At 71.3% G+C, this 18,198-nt stretch carries 10 protein-coding genes; all 10 read left to right on the forward strand.

What is annotated here, in order from left to right; translation table 11 throughout:
* Positions 1–94: 94 nt before the first annotated feature.
* The 10 genes from ACQEUX_RS05205 (at position 95) to ACQEUX_RS05250 (ending at position 18,181) form a co-directional block, all read left to right on the forward strand.
* The gene (locus ACQEUX_RS05205) at positions 95–679 is read left to right on the forward strand and encodes a TetR/AcrR family transcriptional regulator (RefSeq protein WP_433041931.1); all 585 of its coding nucleotides are present in this window, start codon (positions 95–97) and stop codon (positions 677–679) included.
* Positions 680–827: 148 nt separating this feature from the next.
* Positions 828–4,871, forward strand: a complete 4,044-nt coding sequence (locus ACQEUX_RS05210; protein ID WP_433041934.1) for a discoidin domain-containing protein — start codon at positions 828–830, stop codon at positions 4,869–4,871.
* A 180-nt stretch (positions 4,872–5,051) separates the two neighbouring features.
* The gene (locus tag ACQEUX_RS05215; protein WP_433041937.1) at positions 5,052–6,632 is read left to right on the forward strand and encodes an alkaline phosphatase D family protein; all 1,581 of its coding nucleotides are present in this window, start codon (positions 5,052–5,054) and stop codon (positions 6,630–6,632) included.
* Between the two features lie 213 nt (positions 6,633–6,845).
* Positions 6,846–8,516 carry an ABC transporter substrate-binding protein gene (locus tag ACQEUX_RS05220; RefSeq protein ID WP_433041940.1) on the forward strand — a complete coding sequence of 557 codons (1,671 nt, stop codon included), beginning with the start codon at positions 6,846–6,848 and terminating at the stop codon, positions 8,514–8,516.
* A gap of 6 nt (positions 8,517–8,522) precedes the next feature.
* Positions 8,523–9,479: an ABC transporter permease gene (locus tag ACQEUX_RS05225; protein ID WP_433041943.1), complete on the forward strand. Its 957-nt coding sequence runs from the start codon at positions 8,523–8,525 to the stop codon at positions 9,477–9,479.
* Positions 9,476–10,363 (forward strand): ABC transporter permease, encoded by an 888-nt coding sequence (locus ACQEUX_RS05230; protein ID WP_433041946.1) that lies wholly within the window; start codon positions 9,476–9,478, stop codon positions 10,361–10,363. The genes ACQEUX_RS05225 and ACQEUX_RS05230 overlap by 4 nt, the downstream gene beginning before the upstream one ends.
* Positions 10,360–11,367 carry an ABC transporter ATP-binding protein gene (locus tag ACQEUX_RS05235; RefSeq protein ID WP_433041949.1) on the forward strand — a complete coding sequence of 336 codons (1,008 nt, stop codon included), beginning with the start codon at positions 10,360–10,362 and terminating at the stop codon, positions 11,365–11,367. The genes ACQEUX_RS05230 and ACQEUX_RS05235 overlap by 4 nt, the downstream gene beginning before the upstream one ends.
* Positions 11,364–12,365: an ABC transporter ATP-binding protein gene (locus ACQEUX_RS05240; protein ID WP_433041952.1), complete on the forward strand. Its 1,002-nt coding sequence runs from the start codon at positions 11,364–11,366 to the stop codon at positions 12,363–12,365. Before ACQEUX_RS05235 ends, ACQEUX_RS05240 begins: the two co-directional genes overlap by 4 nt.
* Complete coding sequence (locus ACQEUX_RS05245; RefSeq protein WP_433041955.1) at positions 12,362–14,149, forward strand: gamma-glutamyltransferase family protein; 1,788 nt, start codon at positions 12,362–12,364, stop codon at positions 14,147–14,149. The genes ACQEUX_RS05240 and ACQEUX_RS05245 overlap by 4 nt, the downstream gene beginning before the upstream one ends.
* A 165-nt stretch (positions 14,150–14,314) precedes the next feature.
* On the forward strand, positions 14,315–18,181 hold the full coding sequence (locus tag ACQEUX_RS05250; protein WP_433041958.1) for a S8 family serine peptidase: 3,867 nt from the start codon (positions 14,315–14,317) through the stop codon (positions 18,179–18,181).
* Positions 18,182–18,198: the final 17 nt, after the last annotated feature.

Raw genomic sequence — 18,198 nt, forward strand, 5'->3', positions numbered from 1 at the left:
CTAGACTGATAGGGAACCTCCAGATAAATGGAGGGCTTCTATCACTATAGTGATAGTCGGCCTCCACTTGCCAACGCTGGGAGATGTCGGCACCGTGACGGCCCTCACCCACCTGCGCGTGGCCCGTCCGCACCGGGCGGACGCGGCCCGCAACTACGACGCGATCCTGGCTGCGGCCCGCGTCGCCTTCGCCGAGCAGGGCGCGGAAGCTCCGCTCGAGGAGATCGCCCGACGCGCCGGCGTGGGCATCGCGACGCTCTACCGCAACTTTCCGACCAGGGAGGTGCTGATCGAGAACGTCTACATCACCGAGGTCGAGGCGGTGTGCGAGGCGGCCGAGAGCGTCGAGGGTCTCGCCCCACGCGACGGCCTGTACGCGTGGCTGCGGCGCTTCGTCGAGTACATCGGGGCGAAGCAGCCCCTGGCCGCAGGCCTGAACCGGGAATCCACCGCCTACCTGGAGTGTCGGCGGGCGCTCTACGCGGCCGGCGGGCCGCTGTTGGAGCGGGCCCAGCGGGCGCAAGAGGTGCGTCCCGACGTGACGATCGACGACGTCATGCGGCTCGCCAGTGCCATCGCGTCCGGGCACTTCCCCCGTACTGAGCAGCGCGATCACGTGCTGACGGTCGCCCTGGACGGGTTCCGCACCCAGCCCGAGTCGCCTCAGTCGCCCGCCTGAGAGTCGATGTCCGAAGTAGACCAATTGCGGACCGTAACCGTGGGATCACGATGGACTCGGGCCCTTGACTCTCGTGAAACATAAGGCCACCATCTGACAACGTTGTCATCGACCACCATCTGACAACGTTGTCATGTCTGGAGGCACAATGTCCGAGCCATCGCCCATTTCGCGGCGTACCTTCCTCTCCGCCGGAGCCACACTGCTGGCGTCGGTCGGGGTGACCGCTGCCCTACCGGACGCCGTCGCGGCCGCCGCTCCGGCGACAACGGCTACCCCGCCGCCGGCCACCGACCTCGCCCGGTACCGCCCGGTGGCGGCCTCCTCGACCGACTACGCGCCGACGCCCGCCACCTTCGCCGTGGACGGTCTGCCGCAGGTCGGCGTCCGGGGGAGTGGTTGGCGGGCCGCCAACGGCGATCCACAGTGGATCTCGGTGGACCTGCAGGCCCCGTGCCGCGTCGAGGCCGTCACCCTGGTCTTCGAGGCCACCCTCACCGATGGGCCCTTCGACGGCAACTACACCGACACCGACGGCGACGAGATCCTCTCCAGCGCCGCGACGGCGTACCGGATCGAGGTCTCCACCGACGGCCGCGACTGGCGGTCGGTGTACGAGACCGCCGAGGGCCAGGGCGGCGTGCAGGTCATCAAGCTTCCGCAGCCGGTCACCGCCCGGTGGATCCGCATGACGGCCACGAAGCGCTCGAACAGCAACCCGGTGGGCCTCAACGGCTTCCAGGTCTACGGCGTCCCCCTGACCGACCGGCCGAAGGCCGAGGGCTGGACCAGCTGGGAGGGCGGCAACACCGGCCCGGCGCCCGAGCTCACGGTGGCCGCCGACGGTACGGTCCCACTGGAGTCGGGCTGGTCGCTGACGATCGACGACTTCGCCGGCACCGCCGACGGCGCCGAACTCTCCCGTGCCGGCGTCGACGTCCGCTCCTGGTTGCCGGCGACGGTGCCCGGCACCGTGCTGGGCACCCTGGTCGAGCAGGGCCACCTGCCCGACCCCGTGGCCGGCTTCAACAACATGCGCATCCCGGAGGCGCTGTCCCGGCACACCTGGTGGTACCGGCGTGCGCTGCGGCTGCCGCGCGACCTCGACACCTCGGCCGGTCGCCGGATCTGGCTCGAGTTCGACGGCATTAACCACGAGGCCACCGCCTGGGTCAACGGCGTGCAGGTCGGCAGCGTCAAGCACCCGTTCGCACGGGCGGCCTTCGACATCACCGACGCCCTGGCCGGTCACCGCGGCGAGCACGTCCTCGCCGTCCGGGTCACCCCGATGCCGCACCCGGGCACGCCCGGCGACAAGGGCCCCGACGGTCGCACCTTCCTCCAGTCGGCCCACCACTACCTCGACGCGCCGACCTACCTGGCGGTGTCCGGGTGGGACTGGATGCCCGCCGTCCGCGACCGGGTCACCGGCCTCTGGGACCACGTCCGCCTGCGCAGCACCGGTTCCGTGGTCATCGGCGATCCGCACGTCCAGACCACCCTGCCCGACCTGCCCTCCACCGACACCGCCGAGGTCACCATCCGGGTGCCGGTGCGCAACGCGGCGGCCAGCGCCACCACGGTCACCGTCCGCGCGGAGTTCGACAAGGTACGCGTCGAGTCCACCGTGACCGTCCCCGCCGGCGGGAGCACCACCGTCACCTTCACGCCGGAGCGCTTCCGCGCGCTGCGCCTGCGCAACCCCCGGCTCTGGTGGCCCAACGGCTACGGCGACCCCCACCTGTACGACCTCACGCTCACCGCCACCGTCAAGCGCTCCGTCAGCGACCGGCGTGCGCTCCGCTTCGGTGTCCGGGAGTTCGCCTACGACTGGCACCAGCCGATCGTGATCACGCCGCCCGGCAAGCCCGCGCTGGAGTTCGTCGACGGCGCCGCGACCCAGACCGTCGCGTTCGACCGGCAGCACGCCCGGCACGTGCGCATCCAGGCCGGTCAGCGCGCCACCGGGTGGGGCATCTCGATGTTCTCGCTGTCGGTGGCCGATGGCACCGGCCCGGATCTCGCCCTGCACAAGGACGCGTCCGCGTCGTCGTCGGAGAACGACAGCAACGTGGCCGGCAAGGCCGTCGACGGCGACTCCGCGACCCGCTGGGCCTCGAAGGCCGAGGACAACCAGTGGATCCAGGTCGACCTGGGTGCCCCGGTCGACTTCGATCGGGTCACCATCGTCTGGGAGCAGGCGTACGCCCTCGACTACCGCGTCCAGGTCTCCGCTGACGGGGATGCCTGGACCGACGTGAAGGCGGTCAGCAACGACACCCCGCTCGGTAGCCGCGCCACCCAGGTCGAGACGTTCGCGAGCCAGACCGCCCAGCACCTGCGCATCCAGACCGGCGCGCGGGTGACCTCGTGGGGTGTGTCCATGTGGGCGCTCTCCGTGCAGCGGCAGGCCGAGCCGGACGTCGACCTGGCCCTGGGCCGCACCGCCACGGCGTCGTCGTTCGACAGCGACTCCAACAGCCCGGACCGGGCCGTCGACGGCAACCCGCGTACCCGGTGGTCCTCGAAGTTCGAGGACAACCAGTGGATCCAGGTCGACCTCGGTGCTCCGGTCAGCTTCGACCAGGTCACGATCGTCTGGGAGCAGGCGTACGCCCGCGACTTCGTCATACAGGTCTCCGACGACGGGCAGCGGTGGACGGACGTCAAGTCGGTCAGCAACGCCGTCACCCAGCTCAAGATCAGCGTCAATGGTGTGCCGGTGTTCGCCCGAGGCGGCAACTGGGGCTGGGACGAACTGCTGCGCCGGGTGCTGCCCGACCGGTTGGCCGACACGGTCGAGATGCACCGCGACATGAACTTCACGATGATCCGCAACTGGCTCGGCAGCAGCAACCGCGAGGAGCTGTACCAGGCCTGCGACGAGCAGGGCATCCTCGTCTGGAACGACTTCTGGCAGGCCGGCCAGTTCCTGCCCAACCCGCCCGGCTACGTGGACATCGCCGCGGACACCATCCGGCGGTTCCGCCACCACCCGAGCATCGTGGTGTGGTGCGGCGCCAACGAGGGTGACCCACCGCCGATCGTGGACGCCGGGCTCAAGCAGGCCGCGGCCACCGAGCACCCGGAGATCCTCTACATCCCCAACTCGGCCGGCGGCATCGTCAGCGGCCACGGCCCGTACCACTGGGTGGAGCCGGCGACGTACAACAACAGGAACACGTACGACACGGGTGCGTTCGGCTTCCACACCGAGATCGGCATGCCGGTGATCCCGGTCGTCGAGAGCATGCGCAACCTCGTCGGCGACGCACCGGAGTGGCCGGCGAGCGAGGTGTGGAACTACCACGACTGGTCGACCATCGGTAACCAGCGCGTCGGCACCTACCAGGCCGCGATCGACGCGCGGCTCGGCGAGTCCGACTCCCTCGACGAGTTCGCCACCCGGGCGCAGTTCGTCAACTACGAGAGCCACCGCGCCATGTTCGAGGCGTGGAACGCCAACCTGTGGCAGGACGCCACCGGTCTGCTGCTGTGGATGTCGCACCCGGCGTGGCACAGCACGGTCTGGCAGACCTACGACTACGACCTCGACGTGAACGGCGCCTACTACGGCGCCCGCAAGGGTTGCGAGCCGCTGCACGTCCAGGCCGACCCGGGCACCTGGCAGGTGCGGGTGGTCAACCACACCGCCGAGGCGCTGGGCGGGCTCACGGTCACCGCCCGCCGCTACGACCTGAGCGGCCGGTCGCTGGGTGCGCCCCAGCGTCAGCGGGTGGACGTCGCCCGTTCGGCCACGACGCCGGTCTTCCCGCTCGCCGCGCCGGACGGTGGCGGGTTGCACCTGGTCCGGCTGGAGCTGCGCGACAGTCGCGACCGGCTGCTCACGGAGAACACCTACTGGCGGTACGACAAGGCCGAGCAGATGCGGGCGCTCAACGACCTGCCGAGCACCCGACTGTCGACGTCGTCGAGCACCGTACGCGTCGTGGACGGCCGCAACACCGTCACCACGACGGTCCGCAACCAGGGTCGTACGGTCGCCGCACTGGTGCGACTCGCCGTGCGCGACCAGCGTGGTGACCGGGTTCTTCCCGCTCGCTACGACGACAACTACTTCTGGCTGCTGCCGGGAGAGACCCGTCAGGTGCAGATCTCCTGGCCCGCGCGGTCCGGCGTCGCCCGCCAGGTCACGGTGACGGCGCAGGCGTACAACTCGGCCAGCAGCTAGGAGTGCGTGGTGGGAAGCGGCGCCCCGATTGCCGCTTCCCACCACGACCCGGCCGGCTCTACCGTCGTCAGTGGATTGCCCGGGGCCTGTTCATGGGGTGTTCCGGCGGTCGTCACGTCGGGCAGTTGGGATCAAGGAAGCAAAGGCCACACCATCTGCTTCCCGGAAGGTATCCCATCCATGTCGCAGTCCCCTCTGATGCTGCCGCGTCGTCACTTCCTCGCCCTGGGAGGTGTCGCCGCCGGCGCGGCGCTGGTCGGCGCCGCACCCGCCTCGGCGAACTCCGACGTCTCGGACGACCGGATGACCCTGCCGGGCTACGCGTTCACGCTCGGTGTCGCTTCCGGCGACCCGTTACCGGACGGGGTCGTTCTCTGGACCCGCCTGGCACCGGACCCGCTCGCACTCGATGGGCTCGGCGGCATGCCCGACCGCGCCGTCAACGTGCGGTGGGAGGTGGCGGAGGACGAGACGTTCCGCCGGGTGGTGCGTCGTGGCGTGGAGCGTGCCACGGCGGCGTGGGCGCACTCGGTGCACGTGGAGGTGCACGGGCTGCGGCCGGACCGCGTGTACTGGTACCGGTTCCGCGTCGCGGGCCAGGTCAGCCCGGTGGGCCGCACCCGTACGGCACCGCGGCCGGGGGCGGCCCTCCGGTCGCTGACCTTCGCGTTCGCGAGCTGCCAGGCCTACACCGACGGTTACTTCACCGCGTACGAGCACATGGCCCGTGAGGACCTGGACCTCGTGGTCCACCTCGGCGACTACATCTACGAGGGCGGCGGCGCCGGATCGATCGGCCGCCCACACCTCCCGGCAGTGGAGACGTTCTCCCTGACCGACTACCGGATCCGGTACTCCCAGTACAAGCTCGACCCGGCGCTGCAGGCCGCGCACCGGACCGCGCCGTGGGTGGTCGCCCCGGACGACCACGACGTGGAGAACAACTGGGCCGGTGACCACTCCCAGCCGGACACCGAGCCGGACCAGGACCCGGCCGTGTTCCGGCTGCGGCGTGCCGCCGCCTACCAGGCGTACTACGAGAACCTGCCGCTGCGCAGGTCGTCGATGCCCCGGGGCCCGGAGATGCAGGTCTACCGGCGCCTGACGTTCGGCGACCTGCTTCAGCTCGACGTTCTCGACACCCGGCGGTTCCGCGACCAGCAGCTCACCGACCAGTCGCTGCGCTGGGACCCCAACCGGCAGATGCTCGGCGCCGAGCAGGAGGCCTGGCTGTTGGCAGGCCTCGGTGCGTCCACCGCCCGGTGGAACGTGCTCGGCAACCAGGTCTTCGCGATGGAGGCCGATCACACCGGCGGCGCTGCGGAGACGTTCGGCATGGACACCTGGGACGGGTACGCGGCGGCGCGTCAGCGGCTCTTCGACGGTCTGGCGCACCGTAACGTCGACAACTTCCTCGTCATCACCGGTGACGCGCACCGGAGTGTCGCCGCGGATCTCAAGCTGGACTTCTCCGACCCGGCATCGCGCACGGTCGGCACCGAGTTCCTCGGGACCGCGATCAGCTCGGGCGGCAACGGGCAGGACATGGACGCGCTCGGGGTGACCTGGCTGGCCGAGAATCCGCACATGAAGTTCCACAACTCCCAGCGTGGTTATCAGGTCTGTCACCTCGGCCACGGCGAGATGCGGACCGACTACCGGGTGGTGCCGTTCGTGAACGCGCCGGGCGCCCCGGTCACGACCCGGGCCAGCGTCTACGTGCAGAGCGGACGGCCCGGGGTGGCCCACGTGTCGGCGTAGCTGAACGTGGGCGTGGCGGTTGGTCACCGAATCGGGATTCTCCGGTGTCGGTGACCAACCACCCGGCCAGGGACACGGCGTGCGCTGTCCGCGGGCCCGCTTTGTCCATCGTGCTCACGCACGCGTCGGCTGCGGGAGAGCCATTCATGGAGGTCTTGCGGCGGTTTGGTATACAACATACGCTCCCCGAATCGCCCAATCGAGGAGCTCTCCATGACGAACCTCTCCGTCAGCGAAACGCACCTACCCCGCCGCCGTGTGCTCCGGGCCGCGGTGGCGGCGGCCGCCGTCGTCTGCACGGTCGTTGCCTGTTCACCGGTGTCGAACAGCGACGGCGACCAGTCCGGAGGCGACCAGGCAGGCCAGGAGTCCTTCGGTACGCCGGCAGACCCCGCCGCTGTGAAGCAGGGCGGCAAGTTGGTCATCGCCCTCTCCGCGGAGCCGGACGCGTTGGACCCGACGCTGTCGAGAAGCCTCTACTCCCGCTACGTCTTCCAGGCGATGTGCCAGAAGCTCTACGACGTCAACGAGCAGGCGCAGGTCGTACCGCAGCTCGCGACGGCCCTGCCCACCACGAGCGGTGACGGCCGGACGGTGACCATTCCGCTGCGTCCGGGCGTGCGCTTCGCGGACGGGACGGCGTTCGACTCCGCCGCGGTGAAGGCCACCCTGCAGCGCCACCTCACCAACACCCGGTCGGCGCGCAAGAGCGAACTCGGCCCCATCGACGGCGTCGACACCCCGGACGCGCAGACCGTCGTCCTCCGGTTGAGGCAGCCGTTCGCGCCCCTGCTCGGTGCCCTCGCCGACCGGGCCGGCATGATCATGAGCGGCCAGGCGTTGCAGAGCCTCGGCGACGACTTCGCCTCGGCGCCGGTCTGCGTCGGCCCCTTCAAGTTCGCCAAACGGGTGCCGCAGAACTCCATCGACGTGGTGAAGGACCCGAACTACTACGACGCGAGCAAGGTCCACCTCGACGCCATCTCGTGGCGGATCCTCAGCGACGCGAGTATCCGCGCCGCCAACCTGCGCTCCGGCGACGCACAGGTCGCCGACAGCGTCTCCACCCAGGACGTCGCCTCCCTGCGACAGGACACCACGGTCTCCGTCCTGCAGTCGCAGTCTCTCGGGTACCAGGGCCTCACGATCAACATCGGCAACGTCGACGGCGTCGGAACCCCGCCGAAACTCATCAACCGCCCCCTCGCCCAGAACGCCAAGGTGCGGCAGGCCTTCGAGCACGCCATCGACCGCAAGGCCCTGGTCGAGGCGGTCTTCAACGGCCTGCACACCGCCGCCTGCTCACCGATCTCGCCCGCGAGCCCGTTCTCGTCCCCGGAGGCGCAGACCTGCCCGGCGCACGACCCCGCCAAGGCCAAGCAGTTGCTCGCCGAGGCGGGTGTGCGGACGCCGTACGCGGTGACGATGCTCGCCTCGAACACACCCGACGCGCTGCGCCTCGCGCAGGCGTTGCAGTCGATGGTCAAGGACGGCGGATTCGACCTCAAGATCAACCCGGTGGAATACTCGTCGCTCCTCGACGAGCAGGACCGCGGCAACTTCGAGCTGTTGCAACTGGGCTGGAGCGGACGGATCGACCCCGACGCCAACATCACGAACTTCGTCGGCACCGGCGCCAGCCAGAACGTCGCCGGCTACAGCAATCCGCAGCTCGACACCTTGCTGACCCAGGCCCGCCAGTCCGGCGACGTCGAGGAGCGCAAGAAGCTGTACGGGCAGGCGGTCACCCTGCTCCAGCAGGACGACGCCCTGATCTACCTCTACCGGCAGCGGAACCTGACCGCCGTCAGCAAGCAGATCCAGGGCCTGCAGGTCTTCCCGGACGGCGTGCTCCGGGCAGCCTTCGCCGGCTTCACCAAGTAGGTCGCCGTGGCCCGGTATCTGCTCACCCGCGCCTGGCAGTCGGCGTTGACCCTGCTGCTGTCGGCGATCGTGGTCTTCGTCGGCGTGCGGGCGCTGCCCGGTGACCCGGCCCTCGCACTGGCCGGAGAGGACCGGTCGCCGGAGGCCCTGGAGGCCATCCGTCGGCACTACGGGCTGGACCAACCGCTGCCGGTCCAGTTCGCGCAGTACGTCGAGCGCATGGCGCAGGGCGACTTCGGAGTGTCGATCCGCACCGGTACGCCGGTCTCGTCGATGCTCACGACCGCCCTGCCGGTGACCGCCGAGCTGTCCGTCCTGGCGATCCTCATCGCCGCGGCGCTCGGGGTCGGCGCCGGGGTGCTCGCGGCGGTCCGCCGCGGGCGCCCGGCGGAGTGGCTCGCCAACGGCCTGGCCCTGGTCGGGCTGTCGGTGCCGCACTTCTGGCTCGGCCTGCTCGCGATCCTCTACCTCTCCGTGGCGACCGGGCTGTTCCCCGCATCCGGCTTCGTGCCGTTCCTGGAGGATCCGGTGGACAACCTGCACCACATCGTCCTGCCCGCAGTGATCCTCGGGACCGGCCTCGCCGCCATCATCATGCGGCAGACCCGGTCGGCGATGCTGGACTCGCTCTCGTCCGACTACGTGCGGACGGCGAAGGCGAAGGGCCTGCGACCGCGCGCCGTCATCACCCGGCACGCCCTGCGCAACAGCCTCATCGTGGTGGTGACCGTGGTGGGTCTCCAACTCGGCGGCCTGATCTCGGGCGCGGTCGTCACCGAGCAGATCTTCGGGCTGCCGGGCTTCGGCAAGATGACCATCGACGCGGTGTTCCAACGGGACTACCCGGTGATCCAGGCCGTCGTCCTGCTCACCGCGACGGCCTACATCGTGATCAACTTCCTCGTGGACCTGCTCTACTCGGTCATCGACCCACGGATCCGGGTGACGGGAGATCCCGCATGACCGTCCTCACCGTACCGATGGCGGAGACCGGCGCCGCCGGCATCACCCGGCGCACACGCGTGCTGCGGCGGTTGCGCCGCAACCCCCTCGCTGTCGTGAGCTTCGTCGTGCTCGCGCTCGCCGCCGTCATCGCGCTGCTCTCACCGTGGATCGCGCCCTACTCGGTCGACCAGACCGACTTCGCCCGTACGTTCGCACCTCCCGGCACCCCCGGGCACGTGCTCGGCACCGACGACCTCGGTCGCGACGTCCTCTCCCGCATCATGCTCGGGGCGCGGGCGTCGCTGCAGGTGGGCCTCCTGGCGGTGGCCACCTCCCTGGTCATCGGAGTGCCACTCGGGCTCGCCGCCGGCTACTTCCGGGCCTGGGACGCCGTCATCTCGCGCCTCACCGACCTGCTGCTCGCGTTCCCGTTCCTGATCATGGCGGTGGGGCTGGCGGCCATCCGGGGGGCCAGCCTCGGCAACGCGGCCGTCGCCATCGGCATCGCCCAGATCCCCGGGGTGATCCGGGTCGTCCGCTCGGACACGCTGCGCCTCAAGTCGCTGGACTTCGTCGCGGCAGCCGTCGTCGACGGGGCGAGCGACCTGTGGGTGCTGGCCCGGCACATCCTGCCGAACGCGACGTCAGTGATCCTGGTGCAGGCCACGGTCGCGATCCCGGCCGCGATCCTCGGCGAGGCCGTGCTGTCGTTCCTCGGCCTCGGCATCCAGCCCCCGGCCCCCAGCCTGGGCACCATGCTCGCCACCGCCCAGCAGTTCGCCGCCCAGGCACCGTGGGCCGCCGTCCTCCCCGGCGTCGTGATCATGGGGTTGGCGCTGGCGTTCAACGTCTTCGGCGACGCCCTGCGCGACGCCCTCGACCCGAAGGGAGACCGGCGATGACCACGGCCTCCCCGCCCGTCCTGGAGATACGCGACCTCTCGGTGTCGTTTCCGACCGAGACCGGCACCGTCTCGGCGGTCGACGGTGTCAGTCTGGATCTCGCCCCCGGGGAGATCGTCGGAATGGTGGGCGAGTCGGGGTGCGGAAAGAGCGTCACCGCGATGAGCATCGCCGGCCTGCTGCCCGGCAGCGCCCGGATCACCGGGTCCGTACGCCTCAACGGCACCGAACTGGTCGGCGCCCGCGAGTCGGCGCTCCGTCGGGTACGCGGCCAGGAGATCGCCTACATCTTCCAGGAGCCGATGACATCCCTGAACCCGGTGCTCACCGTCGGGCGTCAGATCGGGGAGGTGCTTCAGGTCCACGAGCGGATGTCCCGACGGGCGGCGCGGGCCCGCGCCGTCGAACTGCTGACGCTGGTCGGGATCCCGTCCGCCGCCGTTCGGGTCGACACCTACCCGCACCAGCTCTCCGGCGGTATGCGCCAGCGCGTGATGATCGCGATGGCGGTGGCCTGCGGCCCGAAGGTGCTGGTGGCCGACGAGCCGACCACGGCGCTGGACGTCACGGTCCAGGCCGGCATCCTCCAGGTGCTGCGGGACCTGCGGGACCGGCTCGGCACCAGCATCCTCATCATCACGCACGACCTCGGCGTGATCGCCGACATCGCGGACCGCGTCGTCGTCATGTACGCGGGACGGGTGGTGGAGCGGGCGCCGGTCATCGACCTGTTCGCCCACCCACGGCACCGGTACACCGCCGGGCTCCTGTCGGCGTCCCCGCAACCGGGCCGGCACGCCGGCACCGACCGGTTGACGGAGATCCCCGGGCTGGTGCCCGTCCTGTCGACGCAGCCCGACGCGTGCACGTTCGCGGACCGCTGCCCGGCCGCCGACGCACGGTGCCGCGACGCCGCCCCACCCCTGGAGGGGGTCGGTGGCACCGGCCACCTCGCGGCCTGTTGGCACCCCTGCTCCGTGGCAGCCCAGGAGGCGACCCGATGACGCCACAGCCGAACGCCCTGGAGATCGAGGACCTGGTGATGCACTTCGGCCCGGTACGCGCCGTGGACGGGGTGTCTCTCACGATCCCGCGAGGCCGGGTCACGGCCCTGGTCGGGGAGAGCGGTTCCGGGAAGTCGACAGTGGGTCGATGCGTGGTGCGGCTCGTCGAGCCGACCGCGGGGACGGTCCGGATCGCCGGAACCGACGTCACCCACCTGTCCCGGCGGCGGCTGCGTCCACACCGCGGCGCGGTGTCGATCGTCTTCCAGGACCCGGCCGCGTCACTGGACCCGCGCATGCTCGTGGGCGAGATCGTGGCCGAGCCGCTGCGGCTGGCCGGCAAGCGGATCTCACGTCGCGACCGGGACGCCCGCGTCGCTCCGCAACTCGAGCGGGTGGGCCTGCGCGCCGAGGTGGCGCGTCGCTACCCCCACGAGCTGTCCGGTGGGCAACGCCAACGGGTCAGCATCGCCCGGGCGCTGATCTCCGAGCCGATGCTGCTCATCGCGGACGAACCCACCAGCGCACTCGACGTGTCCGTCCAGGCGTCGGTGCTCAACCTCCTCGCCGACCTGCAACGCGACATCGGGTTCGCGTGCCTCTTCATCACCCACGACCTGTCCGCCGTCGAGTACCTGGCCGACGACATCGCCGTCATGTACCTGGGTCAACTCGTCGAGAAGGGCACCCGCGAGCGGATCTTCGCCCGGCCCGCCCACCCGTACACGCAGGCCCTGCTGTCCGCCGCGCCGGTGGCCGACCCGGTGCGCCAACGACAGCGTCAGCCGGTGCTGCTCGGCGACGACCTGCCGTCCGCGCTCGACCCGCCGTCCGGGTGCCGGTTCCGTACCCGGTGCCCGCTCGCGTTCGACAGGTGCGCGACGGAGGTGCCGGCGCAGACGGCGATCGGCGACGGCATGGCGGCGTGCCACCTGGTCCAGCCGGACGGCACCGGTCCCGACGTTCGCACCGCAGATCCGAGTGAGGTGTTGTCATGACGTTCACCACCAGACCCACACTGCAGGGCACCTTCGGCATGGTGTCCTCGACGCACTGGCTGGCCAGCCAGGCGGCGATGGGCATCCTCGAACGTGGCGGCAACGCCTTCGACGCCGCGGTCACCGCCGGGTTCGTCCTGCACGTGGTCGAACCGCACCTGAACGGGCCGGGCGGCGAGGTGCCGGCCATCGTGGCCACCGCCGAGGACCCCAGGCCGAAGGTGCTGTGCGGGCAGGGGCCGGCGCCGGCCGGTGCCACCATCGCGCACTTCCGGTCCCTCGGGATGGACCTCGTCCCGGGGGCCGGGCCGCTCGCGGCGGCCGTACCCGGCGCGGTGGACGCCTGGCTTCTGCTGCTGCGCGAGCACGGCACGCGCACCCTCGCCGAGGTGCTGGAGCCGGCGATCGGCTACGCCGGTGCCGGCCACCCGCTGGTGGGCCGGGTCGGTGACACCGTGGCGGCGGTGCGGTCGTTGTTCGAGGAACACTGGCCCACCTCCGCCGCGCTCTGGCTGCGCGGCGGCCGGCCACCCGTCCCGGGGGAGATGTTCGCCAACCCGGCGTACGCGGGCACCCTGCGCAGGCTGGTCGAGGCGGGGGAGGCGGCCGGCGCCGACCGGGAGGCGCAGATCGAGGCCGCGCGCCGGGCCTGGAGTACGGGTTTCGTCGCCGAGGCGATCGAGGCGTTCAGCCGGCAGCCGTTCCAGGACTCCAGTGGGCGCCCGCACGCCGGGCTCGTCACCGGCGACGACCTGGCCGCGTACTCGGCGACCTGGGAGGAGCCCGCCACCCTCGACTGGCACGGCTACACGGTGGCGAAGACCGGGTTCTGGGGTCAGGGTCCGGTGCTGCTGGAGGCACTGGCCACCCTCGACGCACTCGACGACCCCGGCGCGTACGACGCGGGCACGGCGGCGGGCGTCCACGCTCAGGCCGAGGCGCTCAAGCTCGCCTTCGCCGACCGGGAGGCCTGGTACGGCGACGGCGACGTGCCCGCCAAGGCGCTGCTCTCCCGGGAGTACGCGCGGGAGCGGGCGGCCCTGATCGGCGATCGCGCGTCGACCGAGTTGCGGCCGGGGCGCCCCGACGGTGCACAGCCACGCCTGCCGGCCCACGTCCGACCCGGTGCCGGGCGTCGCACCGACCCGACGGACCCCACGACCGGGGAGCCGACGGTGCAGTCGGACGGGGTGACCCGTGGCGACACCTGCCACGTGGACGTGGTCGACCGCTGGGGCAACATGATCTCCGCTACGCCCAGTGGTGGCTGGTTGCAGAGTTCGCCGACCATCCCGGAACTCGGCTTCCCGCTGGGCAGCAGGTTGCAGATGTTCTGGCTGGAGGAGGGTCTCGCCTCGTCGTTGGCTCCGGGCCGCCGACCGCGTACGACGCTGAGCCCGACGATGGTGCACCGCGACGGGGAGCCGGTGCTGGCGTGCGGCACCCCCGGCGGTGACCAGCAGGACCAGTGGCAGCTGCCGTTCCTGCTGCGGCATCTCGTCGGTGGACAACCCCTGCAGGAGGCCATCGATGCGCCGACGTGGCACACGGTCAGCCTTCCGGGGTCGTTCTATCCCCGTGACATGGAGCCCGGCGTCCTGGTGGTGGAGGACCGGTTCGACGAGGGTGCGCTGGCGGCCCTGCGGGCGTACGGGCACGAGGTGCGGGTCGCCGACGGGTGGAGCCTGGGTCGGCTCTGTGCCGTGACCCGCGACCCGGCGACGGGCGTGCTCGCCGCGGGTGCGAACCCCCGGGGGATGCAGGGTTACGCGTGCGGGCGTTGACGGGTGGCGTGCCGGTGTCGGTGGGGCCAACGCGGGATGGCGGAGACCCGCCATGTCCGTGCCCCGCCAGCGCTCACGCGGTTCAACCGGTGGCCCGGCGCCTGAGAATCGGCGACGGCGGTGCCGTCCTTCCCCGGGCGACCGCCCGAGGGAGGGACGTTCTTCATGCTCAGACCCAGACAGCGGACACGTCGAGCCATGGGCGCCGTCGGTGCGGCGCTGGCCATCGTGCTCGCACTGCCGACCGGCGCCGCCGTGGCCGCGCCCGCGCTCAGCAACGGCGCTGCCGACCCACTGCGCAAGGTGGACCCGCGCGTGCTCGGTTCGGCCCGTGCCGGCACCAACGCCAGCTTCTTCGTCGAGCTGACCGACGAGGCTACGCTCGACAAGCGCGACCTGGACCGGGTCGAGCGGGCCGCCGGTGGCCGAGCCGGGCGGGTGGCCCGCACCACGCGGGTCTACGAGACCAAACTGGCGCACGCCGAGAACACCCAGCGTGGGCTCCGCTCCCTGCTGCGCAACCGGCACGCCGACTTCACCCCGTACTGGATCGCGAACGTCATCGAGGTCACCGGTGACCTGAAGCTGGTGACCGAGCTGGCCGGCCGCGCCGACGTCGCGCGGATCACCGCGATCGGTGGGACCAGGCTCGCGGAGCCCGTCCGCACCGCCGGCGCTTCCGCCGATGACCCCCAGCTGCCGTGGAACCTCACGTCCGTCGGCGCCGACAAGGTCTGGCGCGAGTACGGCACCCGCGGCGAGGGCATCGTCGTCGGCAGCATCGACTCCGGTGTGCAGTACGACCACCCGGCGCTGGTCCGCCAGTACCGCGGCAACACCGGCAACGGCACCTTCACCCACGACTACAACTGGTACGACCCGACCGGGATCTGCCTGCCCTCGACGCCCTGCGACAACTACGGGCACGGCACCCACACGGTCGGCTCGATGCTCGGTGACGACGGCGACGGGCGGATCACCGGCGTGGCTCCCGGTGCCACCTGGATCGCGGCCAAGGGGTGCGAGGCCAACTACTGCAGCAACAGCGCGCTGCTCGCCGCCGGCCAGTGGATGCTCGCGCCGACCGACCACAACGGCGAGAACCCGCGTCCGGACCTCGCGCCGGACATCATCAACAACTCCTGGGGCGGCCACGACGGCGACCCCACCTTCTACGACACCATCATCGACTCCTGGGTCGCCGCCGGCATCTTCCCCGTCTTCGCGGTCGGCAACGAGGCGGACCAGATGCCCGAGCCGTGCGGCACGGCGGGCCACCCGGCCATCAACCCGCTGGCGTACGCCGTCGGCGCGACCGACGCCAACGGTGTGATCGCCAGCTTCTCCAGCCGTGGGCCGGGCCCGGACGGCACGCTGCGGCCGGACATCACCGCGCCCGGGGTGGGCATCCTCTCCTCCGTGCCGGGCAGCGACTGGGGCATGAGCGACGGCAGTTCGATGGCCGCACCGCACGTCGCCGGGGCGGTCGCCCTGGCCTGGTCGGCGGTGCCGAACCTGCGCCGCGACCTGGCGACCACCCGGGAGCTGCTGGACCGTACCGCGCGCGATGTCAACGACCTGCAGTGTGGTGGCACCCCGGCTGACAACAACGTCTACGGCGAGGGTCGGCTCGACGCGTACGACCTGGTCACCCAGGCCTCCACGGAGCAGCTCGGCGGCGTCGTGGTGCACGCGAACCTGAACGGGCTCGCGCTGTCCGGTGCGAAGATCACCCTGACCTCCGCCCTGGTCACCCGCACCTCCCGCACCGACGCGCGCGGCACGGTCCAACTGGGCCGGGTCCCGGCCGGGGAGTACACGCTGACCGCGTCGTTCTTCGCGCGGCGGACCGTACGGCAGACGATCACCGTGCCGACCAGCGGCACGACCAACCTGACGCTGGACCTGTCCGAGCCCGCGCCGTGGCAGGCGATCCAGGGCCGGGTCACCGACCCGGCGGGCAAACCGGTCGTGGGCGCCCGGTTGGCGCTCGCCGGGGAGACGTTCCCGGCTTTCGTCACCGATCCCGACGGCCACTACACCGGGATGCTGCCCGAGGCCGACTACGACCTGCTGGTCGACTACGGCCGCTGGCTGGCACCGAAGACGGTGGCGCTGACCGTGGACGGGCCGGAGACGGTGGACGTGGCGCTCGCCGCGAAGGCCGACCGGCACGGCTACCAGGCCGGGACGGCCACCGCCGCGTGGGTCGACGGCGGCAGCGTGCTGCCGCTCACCGGCGACACCGCGAGCCGGGGCGTCGACCTGCCGTTCCCGGTGACGTTCTACGGCAGCACCTATCGCCGGCTCACCGTGCACACCGATGGTTACCTGACGTTCGGCGCTGACGCGACCACCTCGGTCGGCGACAACGGGCCGCTGCCCACCCCGGCGATCTCCGCACCGGCCGTCTACGCGTTCTGGGACGACCTGGTCCTGGACCACGGCTCGACGGTGCGCACCAGGGTGTCCGGCACCGGCACGGCCCGACAGTTCGTGGCCACCTGGAACCGGGCCGCGCTGAAGAGCGCGCCGAAGACCCGGGTCGACGTCCAGGTGCGCCTCGGCGAGAACGGCACCGTCACCATCCAGTACCGCAAGCTCGCCGCCACGGCGGCGGGGACCGGCGGTTCGGCGACCGTCGGCATCGAGGACGCCACCGGCCGCGACGCGCTGACGTACTCGCGGGACGAGCGGGTGCTCGACGCGGCCGACGCGGTCACCTTCCGGGTGGCCGGTCGTGGTCTGCTGCGGGGCACGGTGAGCGACGCGAACGACCGCCAGCCACTGGCCGGCGCGACGGTACGGGTCGAGTCGCCGGACGCCCCGCAGCCGATCACCGCGACCACCGACGCCGACGGCTTCTACCAGCTGGAGGCGCCGGCCGGGCCGGTCACGGTGACCGCTCTGCAACCGGGCTACGACCTGCCGGGGAGCACCGTCGACCTGGTCGAGTCGACGGTCGTCAGGCACGACCTGGCGCCGCGTACGCCGCTGCTGCTCGCCAACCGGAACGCGGTCTCGCTGACCGCGCGGGCCGGGGCGACCCGGACCGCGACGGTGACCCTGACCAACCGGGGTGACCTGCCGGCCACCTGGCTGGCCCGGGAGATCAACTCGCCCACACCGCCGAGCGGCATCCCCGGCCGGCAGCTCAGCTCGTTCCCGGTCAAGGAGCTCTACAACGCCTACGGCGTCGGCTACCGCAACGGCGAGTTGATCGTCTCCAACTCGTACCTGTTCGGGCAGTTGCAGCGCTTCAGCACGGACGGCCGGTCACTGGGCAAGGGTGTGCTGCCCATCGGCGGCTGGCCCTCGGACATGGCGTACGTGCCGAACCGGGACCTGATGTGCGCGCCGAAGATGTCGTTCGTCGGGGACCTGCCGATCGTGTGCTTCGACCCGGACACCCTGGAGGTGAAGGAGACCATCACCGGGCCGTGGGCCGACAAGCTCTACTACGGGCTCGCCTACCGCGCCTCGGACGACACCTTCTACCTCAGCGGTGACGGGCGTATCCGGCACCTCGCCGGACTGTCCCACCCGCAGCCCGGTTCGGTGCTGGCGGAGTGCACCCCGCCCATCCCGTGGATGACCGGCCTGGCCCTCAACGAGGAACACAACGTGTTGTGGGGCATCAACCAGGACTCCAAGGAGTCGATCTGGGCGCTCGACCCGGCCACCTGCCAGCCGCTCGCCTCGGTGCCCGACCCCGACCCGAACCCGCTCAGCGGCGCCGGGCTGGATTTGGACGAGCAGGGCAACCTGTGGGTGCTCGGTAACGCGACCGGCCGGCCGTACGGCAGCAAGGTCTACCACGTCGACGGGTCGCTGCCGGCGTACAGCGACGTGCCGTGGCTGTCCGCCGAGACCTCCGGCGAGGTGCCGCCGGGGGCGAAGGACGCCCTGACCATCACCGCGGACACCACCGGTCTGGCGCCCGGCACGTACGTCGCCACGCTGCTGGTCACCAACAACGGTGCGAAGGGCGCGTCCACCCCGATCACCGTGTCGGTGACGGTCACGAGGTGAGGACCGGGGCCTGCCGA

This window comes from Micromonospora sp. CA-259024 (assembly GCF_050936255.1).
Taxonomy (GTDB): domain Bacteria; phylum Actinomycetota; class Actinomycetes; order Mycobacteriales; family Micromonosporaceae; genus Micromonospora.